Origin of the sequence: Methanocella sp. (genome assembly GCF_035506375.1) — an archaeon.
In the GTDB taxonomy this organism is placed as follows: Archaea; Halobacteriota; Methanocellia; order Methanocellales; family Methanocellaceae; genus Methanocella.
The window spans coordinates 1-18,572 of the sequence record NZ_DATJPM010000099.1; the positions used below are offsets into that span (position 1 = coordinate 1).

At 52.5% G+C, this 18,572-nt stretch carries 22 protein-coding genes; 11 read left to right on the forward strand and 11 right to left on the reverse strand.

From position 1 onward, the window contains the following. Positions 1 to 477: fasciclin domain-containing protein (locus VMC84_RS13670; RefSeq protein ID WP_325381576.1), on the forward strand; the 477-nt coding region annotated here is incomplete at its 5' end. Positions 478 to 491: 14 nt separating this feature from the next. Here VMC84_RS13670 and VMC84_RS13675 read toward each other — a convergent pair. The 5 genes from VMC84_RS13675 to VMC84_RS13695 form a co-directional block, all read right to left on the reverse strand. Further along, on the reverse strand, positions 492 to 1,091 hold the full coding sequence (locus VMC84_RS13675) for a nucleotidyltransferase (RefSeq protein WP_325381578.1): 600 nt from the start codon (positions 1,089 to 1,091) through the stop codon (positions 492 to 494). Positions 1,092 to 1,347: 256 nt separating this feature from the next. Continuing rightward, positions 1,348 to 1,839 carry a hypothetical protein gene (locus VMC84_RS13680; protein WP_325381580.1) on the reverse strand — a complete coding sequence of 164 codons (492 nt, stop codon included), beginning with the start codon at positions 1,837 to 1,839 and terminating at the stop codon, positions 1,348 to 1,350. Positions 1,840 to 1,975: 136 nt separating this feature from the next. Beyond that, positions 1,976 to 2,674 carry a class II glutamine amidotransferase gene (locus tag VMC84_RS13685; protein WP_325381582.1) on the reverse strand — a complete coding sequence of 233 codons (699 nt, stop codon included), beginning with the start codon at positions 2,672 to 2,674 and terminating at the stop codon, positions 1,976 to 1,978. Positions 2,675 to 2,711: 37 nt separating this feature from the next. Beyond that, entirely contained in the window at positions 2,712 to 3,263 is a 552-nt protein-coding gene (locus VMC84_RS13690) for a class I SAM-dependent methyltransferase (protein WP_325381584.1), read from the reverse strand. Between the two features lies 1 nt (position 3,264). Then, positions 3,265 to 3,588 carry a hypothetical protein gene (locus VMC84_RS13695; RefSeq protein WP_325381586.1) on the reverse strand — a complete coding sequence of 108 codons (324 nt, stop codon included), beginning with the start codon at positions 3,586 to 3,588 and terminating at the stop codon, positions 3,265 to 3,267. 38 nt (positions 3,589 to 3,626) lie between these two features. Here VMC84_RS13695 and VMC84_RS13700 point away from each other — a divergent pair, with 38 nt between their 5' ends. The 3 genes from VMC84_RS13700 to VMC84_RS13710 all read left to right on the forward strand — a co-directional run bounded on the left by VMC84_RS13700 (position 3,627) and on the right by VMC84_RS13710 (position 5,555). After that, entirely contained in the window at positions 3,627 to 4,079 is a 453-nt protein-coding gene (locus tag VMC84_RS13700) for a thioredoxin family protein (RefSeq protein WP_325381588.1), read from the forward strand. 3 nt (positions 4,080 to 4,082) lie between these two features. Beyond that, a complete protein-coding gene (locus VMC84_RS13705; RefSeq protein ID WP_325381590.1) occupies positions 4,083 to 4,808 on the forward strand; it encodes a hypothetical protein in 726 nt (241 codons plus the stop codon). A gap of 120 nt (positions 4,809 to 4,928) precedes the next feature. Beyond that, entirely contained in the window at positions 4,929 to 5,555 is a 627-nt protein-coding gene (locus VMC84_RS13710; RefSeq protein ID WP_325381592.1) for a hypothetical protein, read from the forward strand. Positions 5,556 to 6,318: 763 nt separating this feature from the next. Here the strand turns inward: VMC84_RS13710 and VMC84_RS13715 are convergent. Together VMC84_RS13715 and VMC84_RS13720 are read right to left on the reverse strand one after the other, a co-directional pair. Continuing rightward, the gene (locus VMC84_RS13715; RefSeq protein WP_325381594.1) at positions 6,319 to 7,341 is read right to left on the reverse strand and encodes a Coenzyme F420 hydrogenase/dehydrogenase, beta subunit C-terminal domain; all 1,023 of its coding nucleotides are present in this window, start codon (positions 7,339 to 7,341) and stop codon (positions 6,319 to 6,321) included. Positions 7,342 to 8,392: 1,051 nt separating this feature from the next. Further along, positions 8,393 to 9,106 carry a protease inhibitor I42 family protein gene (locus VMC84_RS13720; protein ID WP_325381596.1) on the reverse strand — a complete coding sequence of 238 codons (714 nt, stop codon included), beginning with the start codon at positions 9,104 to 9,106 and terminating at the stop codon, positions 8,393 to 8,395. 249 nt (positions 9,107 to 9,355) lie between these two features. On the opposite strand from VMC84_RS13720, the gene VMC84_RS13725 reads away from it, so the two are divergent. From VMC84_RS13725 to VMC84_RS13755, 7 genes are all read left to right on the forward strand, one after another. Beyond that, on the forward strand, positions 9,356 to 10,234 hold the full coding sequence (locus tag VMC84_RS13725) for a PhzF family phenazine biosynthesis protein (protein ID WP_325381598.1): 879 nt from the start codon (positions 9,356 to 9,358) through the stop codon (positions 10,232 to 10,234). Between the two features lie 4 nt (positions 10,235 to 10,238). Further along, a complete protein-coding gene (locus tag VMC84_RS13730; protein ID WP_325381600.1) occupies positions 10,239 to 10,673 on the forward strand; it encodes a C-GCAxxG-C-C family protein in 435 nt (144 codons plus the stop codon). Between the two features lie 128 nt (positions 10,674 to 10,801). Next, positions 10,802 to 12,010: a PLP-dependent aminotransferase family protein gene (locus tag VMC84_RS13735; protein WP_325381602.1), complete on the forward strand. Its 1,209-nt coding sequence runs from the start codon at positions 10,802 to 10,804 to the stop codon at positions 12,008 to 12,010. Further along, on the forward strand, positions 11,985 to 12,371 hold the full coding sequence (locus VMC84_RS13740; protein WP_325381604.1) for an ACT domain-containing protein: 387 nt from the start codon (positions 11,985 to 11,987) through the stop codon (positions 12,369 to 12,371). The genes VMC84_RS13735 and VMC84_RS13740 overlap by 26 nt, the downstream gene beginning before the upstream one ends. Before the next feature lie 42 nt (positions 12,372 to 12,413). After that, the gene (locus VMC84_RS13745; RefSeq protein WP_325381606.1) at positions 12,414 to 12,668 is read left to right on the forward strand and encodes a hypothetical protein; all 255 of its coding nucleotides are present in this window, start codon (positions 12,414 to 12,416) and stop codon (positions 12,666 to 12,668) included. Between the two features lie 258 nt (positions 12,669 to 12,926). Next, entirely contained in the window at positions 12,927 to 14,045 is a 1,119-nt protein-coding gene (locus VMC84_RS13750) for an amidohydrolase (RefSeq protein ID WP_325381608.1), read from the forward strand. After that, a complete protein-coding gene (locus VMC84_RS13755; protein WP_325381610.1) occupies positions 14,042 to 14,704 on the forward strand; it encodes a diphthine--ammonia ligase in 663 nt (220 codons plus the stop codon). Before VMC84_RS13750 ends, VMC84_RS13755 begins: the two co-directional genes overlap by 4 nt. 35 nt (positions 14,705 to 14,739) lie before the next feature. On the opposite strand, the gene VMC84_RS13760 is transcribed toward VMC84_RS13755, so the two are convergent. From VMC84_RS13760 to VMC84_RS13775, 4 genes are all read right to left on the reverse strand, one after another. Continuing rightward, entirely contained in the window at positions 14,740 to 15,327 is a 588-nt protein-coding gene (locus tag VMC84_RS13760) for a Kae1-associated kinase Bud32 (RefSeq protein WP_325381612.1), read from the reverse strand. After that, positions 15,318 to 16,289 carry a bifunctional N(6)-L-threonylcarbamoyladenine synthase/serine/threonine protein kinase gene (locus VMC84_RS13765; RefSeq protein WP_325381614.1) on the reverse strand — a complete coding sequence of 324 codons (972 nt, stop codon included), beginning with the start codon at positions 16,287 to 16,289 and terminating at the stop codon, positions 15,318 to 15,320. The genes VMC84_RS13760 and VMC84_RS13765 overlap by 10 nt, the downstream gene beginning before the upstream one ends. A gap of 141 nt (positions 16,290 to 16,430) precedes the next feature. After that, a complete protein-coding gene (locus VMC84_RS13770) occupies positions 16,431 to 16,778 on the reverse strand; it encodes a hypothetical protein (protein ID WP_325381616.1) in 348 nt (115 codons plus the stop codon). Positions 16,779 to 16,857: 79 nt separating this feature from the next. Continuing rightward, positions 16,858 to 17,751 (reverse strand): AEC family transporter, encoded by an 894-nt coding sequence (locus VMC84_RS13775; protein ID WP_325381618.1) that lies wholly within the window; start codon positions 17,749 to 17,751, stop codon positions 16,858 to 16,860. Between the last annotated feature and the right edge of the window lie 821 nt (positions 17,752 to 18,572).

The following is an 18,572-nucleotide window of genomic DNA, read 5'->3' on the forward strand; positions in this document are numbered from 1 at the left end:
CAGATGGCACAGCCCGCATATCAGGGAGGCGCACAGCAGGGCCAGGCGGGCCAGGGTCAGCAGGGTGGGCTGAAGGAGAGCAATAAGGACCTCGCGCAGACGCTGGCAGATACGCAGAACCTGAGCGGCTTCACCGCAGCGGTCAAGGCGGCGGGCTATGACCAGGCGCTGAGCCAGAACGAAGGCCCGTACATGGTCTTCGCCCCGAGCGACAGCGCCCTCGAGAGCGCGGGCATAGATGTCAATTCGATGGACCAGGCCACGGCGAAGAGCTTCGTCGAGAGCTGCATCGTATCGAAGGTCTCCGAGCCGCAGCAGGGCAGCAACTCGTTCACGATGAACTCCATCGGCGGCCAGAAGATCAGCGCGAAGAAGACGAGCAGCGGCATCATGGTCAACGGCATCAAGGTCTCCAACGTCGTGAAGGCCGATAACGGCATGCTCATCGTGACCGACGGCATCGTGGGCATGAAGTAATGCCCTTCCTTTTTTTACTGGTTCGCGAACGGGTCCTCGAGGCCATTGCCATATATAAGAACATGATTATCCATGATCTTTTTATACATAGGATCATTGGCGCTTTTCATGGTGCTCCAGATGGACATGGTGGCGACGAAGATGGACACAGGCCGGCCTAGCTTTTCCTCTATTGCCTTACGGACTTCGGAAAACTTGCGCTGATTCGAGAACTTATCGATGGCCGACGGCGCCACGGCGACGAACTCGATGTCGCTATGCTCGTCGAACGTCCCGTCCGCATAGTTTCCGTATAATGCAAAGGACATGATGTTCGGGTCCGCCTGGAGGAACGCCTCTACGGGCCCTGTGGACTGTATCAGTGCTATGCCATACGCCCTTTTCAGGGAGACCATCACGGGGTGTTCTTTATTTAAGTGGTATATGTGGGCAAGCCCCTTTTCCTCTTTTATCAGATAGCCCGTATTCTCATAATATTTTAGCGCGTTGCTCACGCTCGCAGGGCTTACGCTCAGCTTGCGGGATACTTCTTTTACATGGTACGGTGTGTTGGGGTTAGCCAGGAACAGGCCCAGGATCTTAAAGTCTACGTACTTGTCGAATAGCCCTATCATAGTTATCGTTCACTTAATTGAACTCTCGTTCAATATAATAAACTTGCTGGCCATATAATCGCATTTTTCCAAAAATATTCCTTCCTGCGGGACTACTTTATGGCATGAACTTCCAAAAACTATGTAAAATGCCCTGAAAAGATGTTTAAATATTTAAAAAAGAGATTAAATTTGAAATATTCACCCATCCGGTGATTGTTTCTAATTTATTCTAACGCCAACAAACATATTGTTAAAAGTGTAGTAATTGAAAATTTTATTTTCGACCTTTCGACTGGAGCTTATTCTGTTGGGGTCTCTGGTACTGCTGCTGCGGTTTTTTCTGGAACTCAGGCCTGCCGGCAGGCCCCTTCTGGCCCTGGTATTTCGCCTGCTTTTGCTGATTCTGTTTTTGTTGATTTCGCATCTGCTGGTTTTTCTTTTGTTTATTTTGATTTTGTTGGCTGTTGCCCTGCTTTTGCTGGAGCGCGCGCAGCTCCGCCTTTAGCTTTTCTATAACAGATTCGGCGTACTTCAGCTGCTCTTCCCTGTCCTTAAGCTGCATGCGAAGTTTTTCCACGTCGGAATTTTCTTTTCCCACAGGCTTGTTCAGTTTTCTTCCGAGCGCTTCCCACTCAAGCTCGAGGATCTTATTGGTCTGCCTGGTCTCATGGGCAGACCTGCTTTGCGTATGAGCATGATGATGTCCCTGCGCGGCCTTAGGCGCGCCGCGCATTTCATTCGAGATGGTTTTTATTCCAACTGCCATTATTCTTCACCTTACATTCGAATGGCGTATTCGCATAGAATAGCACGTTATGCTGCTACTTAAGACGATATATAATAAATAGTTAATCATCAGGGCCAGCTTTGTGCCTTAAACAGGTATCAAAGACCCGGATAGATCATATCCTCTCTGAAAGTGCGTATATTTCACCTTTTTTCAGAAGAAGCAGGTGGTCTGCGGGCATGGCTTCCCACGAATAGCCGTCGAGCTTCTGCGTGGACACGGTCACGCCCTCGTTTTCTTGTGAACAGTACATGGGCTTGTCCTCATGGTGGTTGTACGCATAAACGGTGCTTCCGTCCGCCATGACAAAGTTGAGCCCTATCTGGCGGCCGAACTCGTAGTCGTCGAACAGGCTGGCGATGCCGCCGGTTATACCATGGAGGGCAGTACCGTTATCCTGGTGCCTGTGGCTGACAATATTATCGAGAATTATATTAAAAACACTTTCCGAGTCGGTCTCGCCATGAGTCCTGGGATGCCGGGCTACGCCGTCCACGTGGCCGTTATGGGCAAAGACCCAGTGCTTACCCAGAAGCTCCTGGTAGAACGGGTGGCAGTTCGCCTCGTTGATCTTGCCGCAGGAGGCGTGGCGGATATGAGCGACGATAACGTCGCTTCGGGCGAGCCGGGCAGCATCATAATATTCTGGGCTCTTCCGGGCTTCCACGGCCTTTTTTATTATAATGGGGACGCCGTTACTATAACAGGCCAGGCCCCAGCCGTGCGGGTTCCGGTCGGAATGTTCGGCAAAGCTGCATAAGCCGCCTTCAAGGCTTGCCTCACGGCTGCCGCTGAACCCGAAGAGCTCGCACATGATAAGAAAATTGGTTTTCTCATCCTATAAAACTCTTCTATATTTTTGCGAGGATAAGGTAGTACCGGCCCGAGATATCCTCCACGGACTCGACCTTGAACCGGGCATCAGCGATAAGCCTGGAGGCTTTTTGCTCGCTGAGCCGTATTTCCAAAGGGGGACCCCCCTCCATCGGCTCCTTCTTCCAGTCCAGGTCGGCGAGCCTTCCGCCTAACCTGAGCATCTTTCGGGCGTTTGCCAGCACTTTTTGGGGGTCCTGAAAATCGTGGAGGCATATGCCGAAAAACGCGATATCGGCGCAGCCCTCGCAGGCGACGGCGCTCTCGGCCTCGGCCGCAATAGTCTTTATGTTCAGCCCCGCGTCCGACGCTTTTCTGTCCACCAGCTCGAGCGCATCCGCGTCGACGTCGATGCCGTACACACGGCCTTTCGGGCCGACGATGCGTGCGGCCGGTACTGCAAAATATCCCTGGCCACAGCCGATATCCACGATGGTCATTCCCGGCTTCAGGCCGGCCTTCGATAAGATGACATCGGGGTCCATGGTTTTTCTGCGGTCGCTCTCGTCCCATCGCTTGTATCCATGCATGTTATCCCAGCTTCAGGTATGTGATATCAAAGCCCTTGTTGACGTAGTCCATGACGATGCGGGCGCACGTCTCGTAATTTTCTGTCTCGTCGTCGATCTCAAAAGCCCTCGTATGGAAATTATCCCTGTGGTCCTGGATCATGGGGCCGCCGTGGTGATCGAGGCTCATCCTTTTATGCAAGTGGACTTCTCCGTTCACTTCTTTATCCATGGACATGGAGATGACGGCGCGGGGCTGCGCGGCCTCCTGCCGGCAGACGTAGCAATAATGGATGACGTCATATTCGTCGATATTCACCTTCATGGGCTCCGTGCTCCTTTCCAAGAGAAAGTTTTAATTTATTAAATACTTGATTATCAAGGATGAAGTCGCGCGCGCTTATCCTTATTATGCTCGCCGCCCTGATGACGGGCTGTGTTTCGGGCGGCCAGAACGGCAGCGCGGGCTCCGACGGTGCCCTGGCCGGCATCGACGCCGCCCTGGACAGCGGCCCAGTCTTCGTCGATTTCGGGGCGCCCTGGTGCACCTGGTGCACCCAGGAGGAGCCCATCATCGAAGAGCTTAAGGCCGAATACCCCGGCGTCACGTTCATTGGCGTGAACATAGACGAGAACGGCACGCTCGCAGACGCCTTCTACGTGGACGGCATACCCCAGATGGACGTCGTCGTGAAGAAAAATTCCGACGGGAGCTACCTGTATGCGGACGTGAGCGGTTCGACGACCGCTAACAGAAGGGCGTCGGCCATCATCGGGTACCACGAGAAGGCCGACCTGGAAAAGGCGCTCGACGCGGCCGTAAAGGCGAGGGGATGAAACATGCAGGCGTTCGTCGACCTCGAATACGGGCAGATCTACGGCTCGACCCGGCGGGACATGATACCCGTCGAGATCGGGATGGTGCTCTCGGAAGACGGGTCAGGCCCGGCCTTCGAGTCAAGGAAGTTCTGCATGGACTGCGACCTCGTGATGCGAAAGAACATCGTGGACAGCCTGGGAAATACTGTGGGGCTGGCCGAGCGCGTGGCCAACAGCGCCCGGAACGAGCACCAGAAGCCTTACGACCCCGAGTTCAGGCTCGACAGGGCCGATAAAGATGCCTGCAGGCGGATAGCCTACCGGTCCTTCGGGCTCCTGAACCGCTATCTTTCGGACGTGTTCGGCGAATATAAGCCCTCGAGGCTGGTCTTCTTCTCCAGGTCGCAGGACCTGTTCATATTGCGCAGGGCCGGGGTCGACCTGACGGAATACGATATCCTCGACCTGCAGGAAGAGGTTTCCCGGGCACTGGGCATGACAAACATGATATCGCTCGACAGGATCTCACGGCTCATCGGCTTCAAGACTAACTGGCGTTATATCCGCTCGGACCATTTCACCTACGACGTGCCTCCTTATTGCCGCAATTTCGTGAAGCCCCATAAGGCCGTCGGGGACGCTGCAAGGATCTTCTTACTTTATAAGGAATTCTATGAGAAGAATGGCGAGTCTATTTTCAGACAAACCGCTACTTCTTTTGGCGACGATTATTCGGGCTCGTCGTGATAGCTTTTTTATTTTTCCAGGGCATATCCCGTGAGCGGCCTTTATCTCTTACCGATTTTCATCTCATGACGCGAACTATAATATAGTTGCACCAACATTAGCAAGGCATAAGGTGGATTCATGGATCTCGATCTGATCTTATTATGCGTCCTGGCCATTGTCGGCCCTATAATGATCTTCCTGACCCGCTACATCGCGAAAGGCAGGGGAAAGGATATGACCCGGCTATGGTTTATCACGTTCTTCTCCTACATGATCTATTACTGGCTGGCCAATAGTAATAACTATTTAATCGACCCCCGGGGTGTCGTCTATTTATTCGCCCTGCTCTGGCCCATCGCCGCCATCCTGTCCTTCTGGATCACGAGCCTTCTGACGAAGAGAGGCAGTTTTGTGCCCTTCTTCGATATGATGATCGCCTTCCTGGTGAGTGTGGTCTTCGCGTTCCTGCTGGATGGCGCGGCCGGTATCATGGGCCTGTACACTTATAATACGGCCCTGGCCGATAAGACCTGGTTCACGAATCCCATCGGCGGGCTGCTGATGCCCTCGATCATGCCTTTCCTGATGGGCGTGCTCATGATCATCGTGTACTTCCTTGTGTTTAACATGTATAAGATACTCAGAAATAGGCACATTGACGACACGTCCGCGACCCTGCTGCTGGCGTTCATATCGGTTTTACTGGGTGGCGCATTATGGGTAGTCACCGACGCGCTGATTAAGCTCGTCCGGGGCTTCTTATGAAGCCCTTGTTATCTTTTTAAATCTATGCATTTTTAATTTTGAAATGCTTATATATTACTTTTAGCTGATTTTTTCGACTTTTCAACACGAAGGGCTGTACGTGAGTCGCAAAAAAACTGCTGTGTTGAATTACTCCCGTATTTTAAGCTTTTTAAGGGCACTGAGGACACTATTTTTCACCACGGAGGCCAGTTGTTCCGTGTTTGTTTAGTGGCCCTTTGCCCTATTTTCCACTTTAGTACTGCCCGTCGGTTTTTCAACACTAAAGCACGAATTCTTTTTTATCCCACGTAAGGGCACTAAAATCACTAAGGTCCATGCCTGGCGCTTAAAACACGAAACAACCTCCCGAATGACACGAAAACACTAAAGGATTGAACCACGAGGACGGCATGAAATTTATGCTTTCTCTAGTGTTTCAAATAATTAGTGATGTTCGTGCCCTTCGGGAGGTTGTTTAGTGTTTTGACGTGAAAGCATCTACTTTAGTGCGGTTCGTGCCCCTTACGTGGGACTAAAAAATAATTCGTGTTTTAGTGTTGAAAAACCGGACAAATCAGCGAACCACACGAACAAAGGACAAACGATAGCACAACAAACATGGAACTACCGGACTTTGTGGTGAAGAGTAGTGCCTCCGTACACTCTGAGACTTAAAAGGGCATATTCAACACAGTAAAAAAAATTAAACAAGTGTAAAACCGAAGGGGCTATACATAAGTAATATATTTAAATATCACACCAGCACATGAAAATGAAGAGCTTAGAAGCCGTTCCTCTTAAGCTTCAGCTTACCGACCTTCTCGATCGCCGCCACGTCGACGCCGTCTGCGACGCTAACGGCTCCCGTCTCTCTCGCGATCTCGAATAGCCCGGCACCCTCGGGCGTCCTGATGATAACGACGCTCGAGCCGGCGGCACTGCCCACGCTGCCGACGGAAATATCCGCCAGCTTTGATGTGAAATCATTACACTTACGGCATCCAGGCTTGACGAACTCCGCCAGCTTCGCCAGCGGCAGCGTCTTTATCTCGCCATTCCGCAGCGTGACCGTAAGCCTGCCCTCGCCGGCGTTCATCTTCGCGATGCGCCAGGGCGGCACGCCGAGGCGCTGCGTGACCTCCGGTACGAGCGTATCGTCAAAGCACTCGAAGCAGAAAAGGCCCACCAGAAACCGTATCTTCTGGGTGAGCTTCGCGGCGTACTCGTTCGAGGACCTCCTTAACAGGCCGACCGCCTGCATGGTGCAGGGCATACCGACGAGCGCCACGTTCCTCACGCTGGCGTCCTTCATGACGTCCCGCATGGCCTCCAGAATATCGTTCGCCGTATATTTACTGCCCGCGACCTTATCGAGATACGCAGGGTCCGAGACGATCCGGGCGTATGCCTTCTGCGCCCAGCGGTCGGAGCCCATCACGATGACGCGGTCGACAAGCCCCTCGTCCAGGGCGGCTTTTAGTATTGCGGTGACAGCCCCTCCGTTCTGGTATCGGCCATTCCCGTTAGCCTTCACGTTCTTGATATCCAGGTAAGGGCCGACGATATCCAGTGATAATTTATCCATGTTGGCCGGAGTCCTCGGGCAGGCGTCCAGGCAGGCTTTACAGTCGATGCACGGCGTGATCTGGTACGGCCTGGCCAGCTTTAGGTCAAAGGCCAGCGTGTTCGCGGGGCAGACCGTGATACAGCCCCGGCATCCGGCGCACGTTTCCTTCTTCCAGACGCTCTGCTCCAGCTCCTGAAAGGGCAGAAGGGCCGGTGTGACGATCGCATTATTCAACATGGAGGCACCTTATAAACATAAGAGTCGGTAAACTCATTCCTTCTTTTCATGTTCAGATATATAATCATTATCATGACCGGTTCTGTCAAGCCTTTGGCAGTTAGCCCCTGGTCAATATGCCTGTGTAAAATTGGCAGCTAAAACAAGTTATAGGGAATTTAGGTGTACCACAATTACATAACGCCGAAGCTTGCGGTATTGAATTAAAGGGCGATGACAAGTGGCTCACCCTGATACAACATGCAAGCCTAAAAACAAAAACATCTTAAATTGTTATAAACAATAATAGAGCTTCCTTTGCTTTGAGGTCTAATAATAAGGATATAATCCTCTAACTTATGCTTATTTTTTTAATCGAATGGTCTTGATAAGAATATAAAGAATAAAAAACCCGTTACTATATTTAGCTATAATAAGCGATTTAGCGGTTGATTTCTTGCATTTTAATTCTAGTAATGCTATATTTTTATTCGGCAATCTCTAACGTGTAGGGGTGATTAAATTGGACTTTAAGAAATTGTCTATAGTATTACTTCTCGTGCTAGCGGTACTAGCCCTCGCACTGCCCGCCGCCGCCTGTGGTGGTTGTGGCTTTGGTGGTTGCGGCGTTGGTGGTTGTGGCTTTGGCGGCTATGGCTTTAGTGGCTGTGGCTATTGGCCCCCGAGCTGGGGCTTCTGTGGCTTGTGGCCCTGGAGCTGGGGCGGCTGCGGCTGGTGCTAGCCGGAAAGATGAACATGGGAAGGATAACATTGGTAGGTGGATTCACCTACCCCTTATAATAATAAGACACTATCGGGCACGTTCATTCACGATACTTTCACAGACAACGAATCAACTTTTCTTGTTTCCACAGGTACTGATTTTTAACAGACTTTCAGACATGGACGAGGTACCATAGACTATACAGAACCTCATGACCGCGTGGTTATTAAATATCTACCCCGAGAAGGGCACCTCTTCGTGAGCTTAAAACGGGTCATATGGACAGTTAGTACCTATTATTCAACATTGTAATGCAAAATAAAAAGTAACGTTTTTAAAAGTGCTCCGTCAACTGACTATGACGGTGAGCATGTAGGTCTTGTTAGAGCCTGAGCAGATGCCTTTTATATAGTGCGTCCCCGGCGAGACAGCCTGGACATCGAACTCCTGTATGGCCGTCAGGTCCATATTCCCTGGCGTGGAGGACGCGCTAAGCAGCGGCGTGAGGGTACGCTGCCCGGTGATGTTCAGGCCATTGGTCACAGTAACGTTCCACACCCCTCCCGTATTAATATGGAATGGCAGCTGGACGTAGATCGTATCGTTCACCTTCATGTTAATGGTCGAGCCGTTATCATCCAGCGTATAATTATTGGTCGAATTAGGCTGTACTCCCGCGGTCGTCTGGGTCACGGAATCCGACAGCAGCATGGGCATTAAGGTAGAAGAGCTGAACCCCGACAGGTCGATGATGGGCATCGTAAAGGACGACGAATTGACCCTGGACACATTTATCTGGTTCGTATTGGAGTTTGTGAACGGCGTCGTGTCGAAGTTATAAATGCCCGAATACGGCATCGACATGTTATAGCCTGGCAGTTGTGAGGATTGCTGCATGGCATTTTGCGGCAGATTATTCATATACGTGCTCATCTGGGATGATAGATCGTCTAAAGACGATATTGAGAATAGCGGCGAATACGACTGGGCGTTCCCGGCTATAACCGAAACGCATAGCAGGACGACTATGATGGACGAACTGATTAGATAAGCGGTCTTCACTCTAACACCCTCAACATAGGGTAAACTCCCGAAAATAAAAACTGTATGTGGTATAATCACATATTTTAGGCTACCAAGGGCATGAAAAGAGCATTATTTTGTATTATTTGCCGTGCCCTTTCGCACCGAGACACAGAGTCTGGTTTTTATTGGCTTACCCGAGTTGCATTATCATATCCTGCGGTTCATTCTCGCATATAAGTAAGTAATATATAATGTTCCGGCGCCATCTTAGCAGGCGGGAATATTATGGCCGGCCATACGTTTTACATAGTCGACGTGTTCGCGGAAGAAAAATATACGGGCAACCAGCTTGCTGTTTTCCTGGCTGCCGCCTCGATCCCGCCGGAGACCATGCAAAAACTGGCCAACGAGACACATTATTCCGAGACGACCTTCATTCTTTCCAGCAAGGATAATAATGGCGGCTACGACGTGCGTATTTTCACGCCAGAGGAGGAGTTGCCGTTCGCCGGCCACCCGACGCTGGGCACGGCTTACATCCTTATGCAGAAGGTCATGAAAAGGCCCTCCGGCGAAGTAAAGCTGAACCTGGGCGTGGGCCAGATCACGGTGACGCTCGATAAGTCGACCGGCGCTCTCTGGATGAAGCAGGTCGAACCGGCTTTTCTCCGTATGCCCGACCCGGCAGCCATTGCCGATATGCTGGGCATTAGCGAGGGCGATATCGACAGCCGCTTCCCGGTACAGGAAGTCTCGACTGGAATTCCATTTATCATCGTGCCTCTAAAAAGCATGGCCGCAGTAAAGCGGGCCTACCTCGACCCGAGAAAGTTCGCCTCGCGCATGGGCGGAAATGACTCGACCGGCATCCTGGTCTTCAGCCCGGAGACCTACGATACGAAGAACGCTCTGAACGTCCGCGTCTTCACGAAGTTCGTTTCCGTGCCCGAGGACCCTGCCACTGGAAGTGGAAACGGGTGCCTGGCCGCGTACCTGGTAAAGCACAAGTACTTCGGCACGCCTTCGATCGATATACGTACGGAGCAGGGTTACGAGATGGGACGGCCGTCGTTGCTCTTCCTGAGGGCCGAAGATAAAAACGGCTCCATTGACGTGCGTGTCGGGGGAAAGGTTATACCCGTAGCGAAGTGTAAGCTGGAGTGATATTATGACAAAAGCCGATGACGCCGTGGAATGCTTTAGTAAAGGCTATAGCTGCTCGCAGTCGGTGCTTTCGGCATATTGCGGGCAGTTCGGCATGGATAGAGAGCAGGCCTTCCGGGTCGCGGGCGCCTTCGGCGCCGGCATGGGCCGGATGTGCGAGACCTGCGGGGCCGTGACGGGCGCCTTCATGGTGCTCGGCCTCAGGTATGGTAAGGTAAAGGCCGAGGACGAGCCTGCGAAGGAAAAGGCCTACGCGAAGGTCCAGGAGTTCGTTGAGGCGTTCAAAGCCATGAACGGGTCCATTGTTTGTCGCGAGCTGCTTGGATGCGACATGGGCACGTCCGAGGGCATGAAGTACGCCAAAGAGCACCGCCTAACCGCCACGAAGTGCCCCAAATACGTGCGCGATGCGGCCGAGATCGTCGAGCGGCTTATCTGATATCTATTTTTTAATTTTCTGTATTAATTTTCAATCCTGGGTCGTACAGGTGCGGCCGCTATATTTATCACGATTAATATGCTTATTATGTCCACGTTTATCAAGGCTATCAATATGGAGGAAAAGGCATGACACAGCAATTTGCCGACAGGATGTATTCCGTCAAGCGCTCGTTCATACGCGAGATACTAAAAGTGGTTGACGACCCCTCCATAATTTCTTTTGCCGGCGGCCTGCCCAACCCGAAGTCATTCCCTGTCGAAGAAGTCACCGCAGCCACTATAAAGGTAATGAAGGAAAGCGGGGAAAGCGCCATGCAATATAGCACCACGGAGGGCTACCTGCCCCTGCGGGAATACATTGCCAGGCGCTATGCGAAATACGGCATCAAGGCGGATGCCGGCGAGATACTTATTACGACAGGCTCCCAGCAGGGCCTCGACCTCATCGGCAAGATATTTCTGAATAAAGGCGACACCGTCGCCGTCGAGCGCCCGACGTACCTGGCGGCCATCCAGTCCTTCGGCATGTACGAGCCCCGGTTCGTGGACGTTCCCCTGATGGGCGACGGCGTCGACGTCGAAGCGCTCCGGCAGGTACTCGAAAGCGGCCCGAAGCTCTTCTATTCGGTGCCCAGCTTCCAGAACCCGACGGGCATCACGTACTCTCATGAAAAGCGGAAACAGGCCGCGGACGCCTTTAAGGACTGCGATGCGGTCTTTATTGAAGACAACCCGTACGGCGACATCCGGTTCATGGGCGAGGACCTGCCCCCGATGAGGCGCTACATGGGCAGTGGCGTCATCACCATGGGCACTTTCTCAAAAACGATCTCGCCGGGCATGCGCCTGGGATGGCTGTACGCGCCATCGGAGATCATGGATAAGCTCATCACCGCCAAGCAGGCCGCGGACCTGCACACGAGCTACTTCGTGCAGCGGGTCGTTTACCAGTACCTGGCGGATAACGACGTCGAAGGGCATATTAAAAAGATCCAGAGCATGTATAAGGTGCAGCGGGACGCTATGGTCCATGCCATCGAACGCTACTTCCCGGCCGGTGTGGAGTATACTAAGCCCGAGGGCGGCATGTTCCTGTGGGTGATCCTGCCGGAAGGCTTATCGTCCACAAAGCTATTCGATATGGCAATACAGGATAAAGTCGCCTTTGTCCCGGGCGAAGCGTTCTTCATCGACGGAAGCGGCCGGAACACGCTTCGGCTCAACTATTCGAGCTCGGACGAGGCCCGGATAGAAGCGGGCATACGGCGGCTTGCTAAAGCCATAAACACGCTACTAGAGGAAAGTAAAAATGATATTATCGATATTAGATGGTAAATTCGCCATCTGTCGGCTCGAAAAGAGCTCCCCAATACCAGATTGGCTAAAAGAGAGCACGTTCTGCACAATCTCCAGGACCTATAATGAGCTCTCCTTCGTCTGCTCCCAGGAGTCCATCCCGGATTGCATCAAGTGCGACAGGGACTGGAAATGCTTTCAGGTCGAAGGCCCCATCCCGTTCAAAGTGACCGGCGTGATCGCTTCGCTGACCGCGCCTCTCGCCGATGCGAAGATACCCGTCTTCGTCTTTTCGACCTACGACACGGACTACTTCATGGTCAAGGACATGGACCTGGATCGGGCAAGAGAAGTGCTCGCGGCCAAAGGCCATACCATCAACTCGAAGATATGGGCATGATCGCCGAGTGGTTCATATAGGATGTTATAATATTTCCCGTATATGAGCGGTGCTTTACACTTCGTATGTACGCTCGATAAAGTCGATGCCATACTGAATGAGGCAAAGGAAAAGCACCTGGTGCCGAGGCCTTACCGCAACGAGAAAGGCAGGCTCGACTGGATCTGCTTCTGCTGCGACGATTGCTGCGGCTACTTCCGCGGGCTCCATGACCCCTGCGAGAAGGGCAGTGTGATCGAGTCTACCGATACGGCGGCCGCATCGACTGCGGCGTCTGCGTGGATGCTTGTGCCATGAAGGCCATCTCCATGGTAAAGCGAGATTAACCATAGGATAATCCCATCTTTTTTTTAAAATACCTGTGTGTTGGATTGTTCCTGTATTTTTAGCTTTATAAGAGATGGATGGTATCCGTTCCCCGTCATCTGCCGTCTATTCTATGTAAGAGTAAATCTCATTATCATTGAATCTCAATATTCGGATTCATACGGCGTGTTAAAGATGCTAATAAGAAATGCTACTTATTTCGATGGTAAAAATATCGTAAAAGGCGACATGAGGCATGGCGACTCCGGCGAGGAGTTCGACGCGGCAGGCAAGTTCGCCTTCCCCGCCTTTAACAACGGCCACACTCACCTGGCCATGACGCTCATGAGGGGCGCCGGAGACGGGGAAAAGCTCCAGGACTGGCTGGATAACACCATATTCCCCATGGAGCAGCGGCTTACGCCCGACCTCGTCTATAAAGGCTCTATGCTGGGACTCATAGAGATGATACGGACCGGGACCTCAAGATTTTTAGACATGTACTATTTCGTTGAGGAAACGGCGAAGGCCGTGGAAAAGGCCGGGCTGAGAGCGACCCTGGGCACGCCCATCACGAGTTTCGGTACACCCTACTATAAGGACGCGAAAGATGCGCTGCGCATCGCCGAAAGACAGTTAAAAAGCATGCGGGCCGGGCGTGTGGGCTACTGCGTCTCGCCGCATTCCATTTACCTCAACGACGAGGAGACACTGATCAAGGCAAGGGAGCTTGCCGATAAATACCATGTGTGGCTCTCCCTCCACGTTTCCGAGACCAGGAAAGAATGCGTGGACTGCCACGAGCGGACCGGGAAGTGGCCCGTCGAATACCTGGACGGCATCGGCCTGCTCGGGGAGAATACGGTGCTTATTCACGCGGCCTGGCTGACAAAAATGGAGATAAGGCTCATTGTAGAGAATGGATCCTCGGTCATCCACTGCCCCGTCTCGAACATGAAGCTCGCCTCGGGCGGCGTAATGCCGCTGCACGAGCTACTGGACGCCGGGGTCACGGTCGGGCTCGGCACCGACGGGGCGTCCAGCAATAACTCGCTGGACATGCGAGAGGAGATGAAGATCGGCTCCCTGCTCCAAAAGTCCCACCGCTGGGACGCCACTGCCGCGAACGCACGGACCATGTTCCGCATGGCGACGCTCGGCAGTACCGACTTTGCCTTTATACGCCTTGACGACGTCCGGATGCTCCCCCATCATGACCTGATATCCAACCTGGTCTACAGCGGAGGCGCCGTGACCGACCTCATTGTCGACGGCCGACTCATCATGAAGGGCGGAGAGATACTGACCTTCGATGAGGAACAGGCTAAGAAAGACTTCGAGGAAGCCTCGCTGGAGCTTATAAAATGAAGATCGCCGTGCTCTTCTCCGGCGGCAAGGACTCGAACTATGCGCTATTCTGTGCCACGCATTATGGGTGGGACGTCACACACCTGGTTACGGCTTTTTCGTCATCGCCCGAATCGTACATGTACCACGTGCCGGCCATCGAGCTTACCAGGCTGGCGGCCGAATCCATTGGCCTGCCGCTCATCGAAGTGGTAACGCCGCCCGACCCGGAGGCAGAGCTCATGCCTCTCCGGGATGCGCTTAAAGAGCTGAACGTCGACGGCATCGTATCCGGCGCGCTGGCCTCCGAGTACCAGCGCCGCAGGCTCGACCAGATCTGCCAGGATATCGGGATCAAGTCCTTTGCGCCGCTCTGGCATAAAGTGCAGCGGGACTACGTCCGGGAAATGGTCGGCGAAGGTTTTGGTATAATGGTCACCGGGTGCTATGCTGAAGGCCTGGACGAGTCGTGGCTGGGAAAGATACTTGATGGAGAGGCGCTGGATAAGCTGGACCGGCTTCACAGGAAATACGGCATCAGCGTGGCCGGAGAGGGCGGGGAGTACGAATCCTTCGTGGCTTATGGGCCCCATATGCGACGGCGGGTATGCGTGGAATATGAAAAAGAGTGGAAGCGCGATTCTGGTAAGATCATCGTGAAGAATGCATGGCTGGAATAATCCCGGGCCATTAAGCGTGATTTGATAAGATAAACTCACGGCGTTTCTGTCTTATATCGCCCGCGGTACTCGATCTCCCGGACCCGCTCCAGGACATCGTCGGCGCCTTCGAACGTTGCGCGGTACCCTTCGGCAAAAGCCTCCATGAGCTTTTCGTGGTTCGTGTGGGAGCTGATGAGCGTCTGGTAAAAGACGTGGACGTCGACGCCCCGGGACTCGAGCATCTCGTCCCAGAAGGACAGCCCGAAATCGATGAGATAGATACGCTCTCCTTTTACGAGCATGTTCGACGTCGTCAGGTCCCCGTGGATAATGCCGCCGCTGTGCAGCTTACCGACCAGCACGCCGGCCTTTCTCGCTTTTTCCTCGTCGATGACGTCCTTCAGGGGCGTGCCATGGATCGTCTCCATGACAAGGTCAAAGCGGCCCACGTCGTAGATGATCGGAGTGGGGATGCCCAGCTTGCGTGCCTCGGACATGATCTTCGCCTCAGCCCTCGTCCGCTCGGAGCGGAGCCGCTCGTCCAGCTCGCGGATTCGATAGCCCTTCTTGATGCGTGTCTTCACGGTCTCGTCGTCCTCGATGAGCACGACCGCCTCGGCACCTCTCTTCTCTACAGCCATGGTATGTCCACCTCGTCCGGCCTGAAACACGGGTTGACCGCGGAGCCCTCGACTGGAAGCGTCATGCCGTGCTTAAGCTGCAAAAGCCCCGTATAGGCGATCATCGAGCCGTTGTCCCCAAAATATTTCCGGGGCGGCGCATAGAACTTCGCGCCCCTGGCCTTGCACATCTCGCCGAGCATCTGCTGGAGGCGCATGTTGGCGCCGACGCCTCCGGCGATGAGGCATTCGTCCTTGCCCGTGTGCGCCATCGCCCGCTCGGTGACCTCGACGAGCATGGCGAAAGCGTTCTCCTGCAGCGAGTAGCAGACGTCCTCCCGGGGATGGACGGCGGCGGCTTCCTTTGCCGACGACATCATGCCCGAAAAGGACAGGTCCATGCCCTTGACCACGTATGGTAAATGAATGTAATTCCTGCCCTCCTTCGCGAGGGCCTCGATCTTCGGCCCGCCGGGGTGCTGAAGCCCGAGGAACCGGCCGAATTTATCCAGGGCGTTCCCGATGCCGATGTCCAGGGTCTCTCCAAAAATGCGGTACTTTCCCGCCCGGAATGCCAGCACCTGCGAGTTGGCGCCGCTGACATACAGCGTTACAGGGTCACGGCAGCCTGTCTGCCAGCGCCCGACCTCGATGTGGGCGACGCAGTGGTTAACTCCGATAAGCGGTATGTCGCAGGCCAGCGCCAGCGCCCTCGCCGCCGTGGCCACCGTCCTGAGGCACGGGCCCAGGCCAGGCCCTTGTGAAAACGCCACGCCGTCGAACTCAACGCCGGAGTCGACGACCTTCTTTATGACCTCACCTATGTGGGCCGCGTGGTGCTGGGCTGCTACCATGGGGTGAATGCCTCCGGTCTCCGGGATATAGGGGTCAGCCGCTTCCGCGTAGACTTTATCCCAGCCCACAATCGCTGCCGAGAGGCTCCAGGCCGTTCCCTCTATGCCGAGGACTTTTTCACAGCGCATAAAATCCGGTCTTTATATACATGGTTTTATTTAATAAGTTTTGGCATATGGTCCACAAGAGTTATTTATAACATTCTCATAAGCCGAGGGAAAAACATCGTTTACTCTATAGAGTTATAATAAAAAATAACAGTTATTAAATTACTTCATCAGGCTGTTCTTAACAAAGTCGGCAATAACAGGTATGTCGAATGGTTTACCTGTATAGATCATATAGGCACCGTACCACCCGTATAACAGGCCGATGATCCATATTATTGTGCCCAGACAGAAGAACCAGCTTAGAATAACTGCAATAATCCATAAAACTAAACCATATACTATGGCTTGAAGCCCATGGAATTTTAAAAATTTACTATCTCCGCCTATCAATAAAATAACAATACCCGTTAATAATGGTATTATATAGGCTATCGCTCCCTTTAATTTTTCGTCATCGCTGGCTCCGACGGCCGGTATGCCGCCGGCAGCAGGTGCTTGGTTTGCCATAATTATGAACCTCCATGATTTGTATGTCAGATTGCTATATAATCGTTTGTAAAATGACTTATAAAAAAGAATTTATTTTTTAAAAAAATAGTAGAATGATAGTCAATGTTATGGCGAAGAGGGCGGTTGATATGATCACAGCGTGGGAAGCGAACTCTTCTTTCATTTTAAACTGCGAGGCCAGGACCGAGTTGGTCACTGCCACGGGTGTCGCCGCTTCCAGCAAGGAGGTTTTATAAATGACGCCCGTGCTCCCCATCAGTGTGCCCATAATAGCCACCAGCGCCGGCGCCAGGATGAGCTTTATGGCGCTCAGTATGCCGATATTCTTCATGTCCATTTTGAGGGCCGCCCCTTCAGCCATGGCACCCGTCGCCAGCAGCGCCAGGGGCGACGTCGAGTCCGAGATGAGCTCAAGGGGCAGCCGCACGAAGCCCGGCAGCGTGAGCCATGACAGAAGTATGCCCAGCAGGGCGGCCCAGATAACGGGGAGTTTATGTAGCTTTCCAGCTTCTACCGGCTCGTCGCTGTTCCTTTTCAGGAGGTATATGCCCAGGGTGAAGACGACGACCGTATAGAGCGTCGAAATGAAGGCGGCCATGTTCAGGGCGCCTTGACCCTGGACGATGACGTTGAGCGGGAACCCGATGTAGCCGGTGTTACCGTAGAACGCGCAGATGACGAATATTGCTGACATCTCCTTCGGGAGCTTAAGCATTTTAACCACAGCATACGCGACGATGATCACCAGCAGCATTGGGACTATGTTGAGGATATAAATGCCAGGGTCCAGCAGAATGCTCGTGCTCGTATCGTGTAAGCTGACGAAGGTGATCACGGAAATGCCGATATAATACACATAATCGTTGATGAGCCGGACAAGCCAGTCGTTCAGCAGGTGCAGCCACTTGAGGAACCATCCGAGCAGGATGAGGCCGAAGATGGGAATGAGGACGCTGAGGACGCTCGTCATCACCACATAAAGAGCCAATGATTGCTATAAAGCTTGGCATCCCAAATCGCCAAGGCCCTAGAAGCCTGCTAAGTTGCGCGAAAACTGTTTCAGCCACGAGGTTACTCTAAGCTGGCGTGAAGCTACACGAAGGCATTATTAAATATTTTTGCTGCGTTGAATATTGATAGGTCATTGTTTAGCAAGTAGTCTTATTTTTATCGTTTGCGTAATAGCCAAATTTATCGATAGTTTCCGATTATCTTTTTCAATTTTTATGCTGTGTTGAATATGCCCTTTTAAGTCTCAGAGTGTACAGAGGCACTATTTTTCACCACAAAGGCACGAAGAGCACGGAGGCCCACAAAGTCTTTTTTATAATTAAGTTACAAAGGGCACAGAGCCGCTTTTTGAGCTTATAAGATACAGGATATGAAGGCGCAGGGGCAAAAAGTGCTCTTGCTCATTCCGCTGTGTCTTTGTATCCTTCGTACCCTGATCGCCAATGAACCGGCTTTGTGTCCTTTGTAACTTAATCTAAAAAGAAAACTTTGTGGGCTTCCGTGCTCTTCGCGCCTTTGTGGTGAAAAATAGTGCCTCAGTACACTCTGAGACTTAAAAGGGCGTATTCAACAAAGCATAAAAATTGAAAAAGATAATCGGAAACTATCGATAAATTTGGCTATTACGCAAACGATAAAAATAAGACTACTTACTAAACAATGACCTATCAATATTCAACGCAGCAGATTTTTCAAAGTTGTTTATTGGGATTCGCTCAGAAGCCTGAACCGGCCCAGGCGGGGCTGGGCATAGACATTGAAGCGCTGAGTCCTTTCGTG

Excerpts from the sequence above, each read along its gene's own strand:
- VMC84_RS13675 (WP_325381578.1), bottom strand. The coding sequence starts at position 1,091 with ATGATAGGGCTATTCGACAAGTACGTAGACTTTAAGATCCTGGGCCTG.
- VMC84_RS13680 (WP_325381580.1), bottom strand. The coding sequence starts at position 1,839 with ATGGCAGTTGGAATAAAAACCATCTCGAATGAAATGCGCGGCGCGCCT.
- VMC84_RS13685 (WP_325381582.1), bottom strand. The coding sequence starts at position 2,674 with ATGTGCGAGCTCTTCGGGTTCAGCGGCAGCCGTGAGGCAAGCCTTGAA.
- VMC84_RS13690 (WP_325381584.1), bottom strand. The coding sequence starts at position 3,263 with ATGCATGGATACAAGCGATGGGACGAGAGCGACCGCAGAAAAACCATG.
- VMC84_RS13700 (WP_325381588.1), top strand. The coding sequence starts at position 3,627 with ATGAAGTCGCGCGCGCTTATCCTTATTATGCTCGCCGCCCTGATGACG.
- VMC84_RS13705 (WP_325381590.1), top strand. The coding sequence starts at position 4,083 with ATGCAGGCGTTCGTCGACCTCGAATACGGGCAGATCTACGGCTCGACC.
- VMC84_RS13710 (WP_325381592.1), top strand. The coding sequence starts at position 4,929 with ATGGATCTCGATCTGATCTTATTATGCGTCCTGGCCATTGTCGGCCCT.
- VMC84_RS13715 (WP_325381594.1), bottom strand. The coding sequence starts at position 7,341 with ATGTTGAATAATGCGATCGTCACACCGGCCCTTCTGCCCTTTCAGGAG.
- VMC84_RS13725 (WP_325381598.1), top strand. The coding sequence starts at position 9,356 with ATGGCCGGCCATACGTTTTACATAGTCGACGTGTTCGCGGAAGAAAAA.
- VMC84_RS13730 (WP_325381600.1), top strand. The coding sequence starts at position 10,239 with ATGACAAAAGCCGATGACGCCGTGGAATGCTTTAGTAAAGGCTATAGC.
- VMC84_RS13735 (WP_325381602.1), top strand. The coding sequence starts at position 10,802 with ATGACACAGCAATTTGCCGACAGGATGTATTCCGTCAAGCGCTCGTTC.
- VMC84_RS13740 (WP_325381604.1), top strand. The coding sequence starts at position 11,985 with ATGATATTATCGATATTAGATGGTAAATTCGCCATCTGTCGGCTCGAA.
- VMC84_RS13745 (WP_325381606.1), top strand. The coding sequence starts at position 12,414 with ATGAGCGGTGCTTTACACTTCGTATGTACGCTCGATAAAGTCGATGCC.
- VMC84_RS13750 (WP_325381608.1), top strand. The coding sequence starts at position 12,927 with ATGAGGCATGGCGACTCCGGCGAGGAGTTCGACGCGGCAGGCAAGTTC.
- VMC84_RS13755 (WP_325381610.1), top strand. The coding sequence starts at position 14,042 with ATGAAGATCGCCGTGCTCTTCTCCGGCGGCAAGGACTCGAACTATGCG.
- VMC84_RS13760 (WP_325381612.1), bottom strand. The coding sequence starts at position 15,327 with ATGGCTGTAGAGAAGAGAGGTGCCGAGGCGGTCGTGCTCATCGAGGAC.
- VMC84_RS13765 (WP_325381614.1), bottom strand. The coding sequence starts at position 16,289 with ATGCGCTGTGAAAAAGTCCTCGGCATAGAGGGAACGGCCTGGAGCCTC.
- VMC84_RS13770 (WP_325381616.1), bottom strand. The coding sequence starts at position 16,778 with ATGGCAAACCAAGCACCTGCTGCCGGCGGCATACCGGCCGTCGGAGCC.
- VMC84_RS13775 (WP_325381618.1), bottom strand. The coding sequence starts at position 17,751 with ATGACGAGCGTCCTCAGCGTCCTCATTCCCATCTTCGGCCTCATCCTG.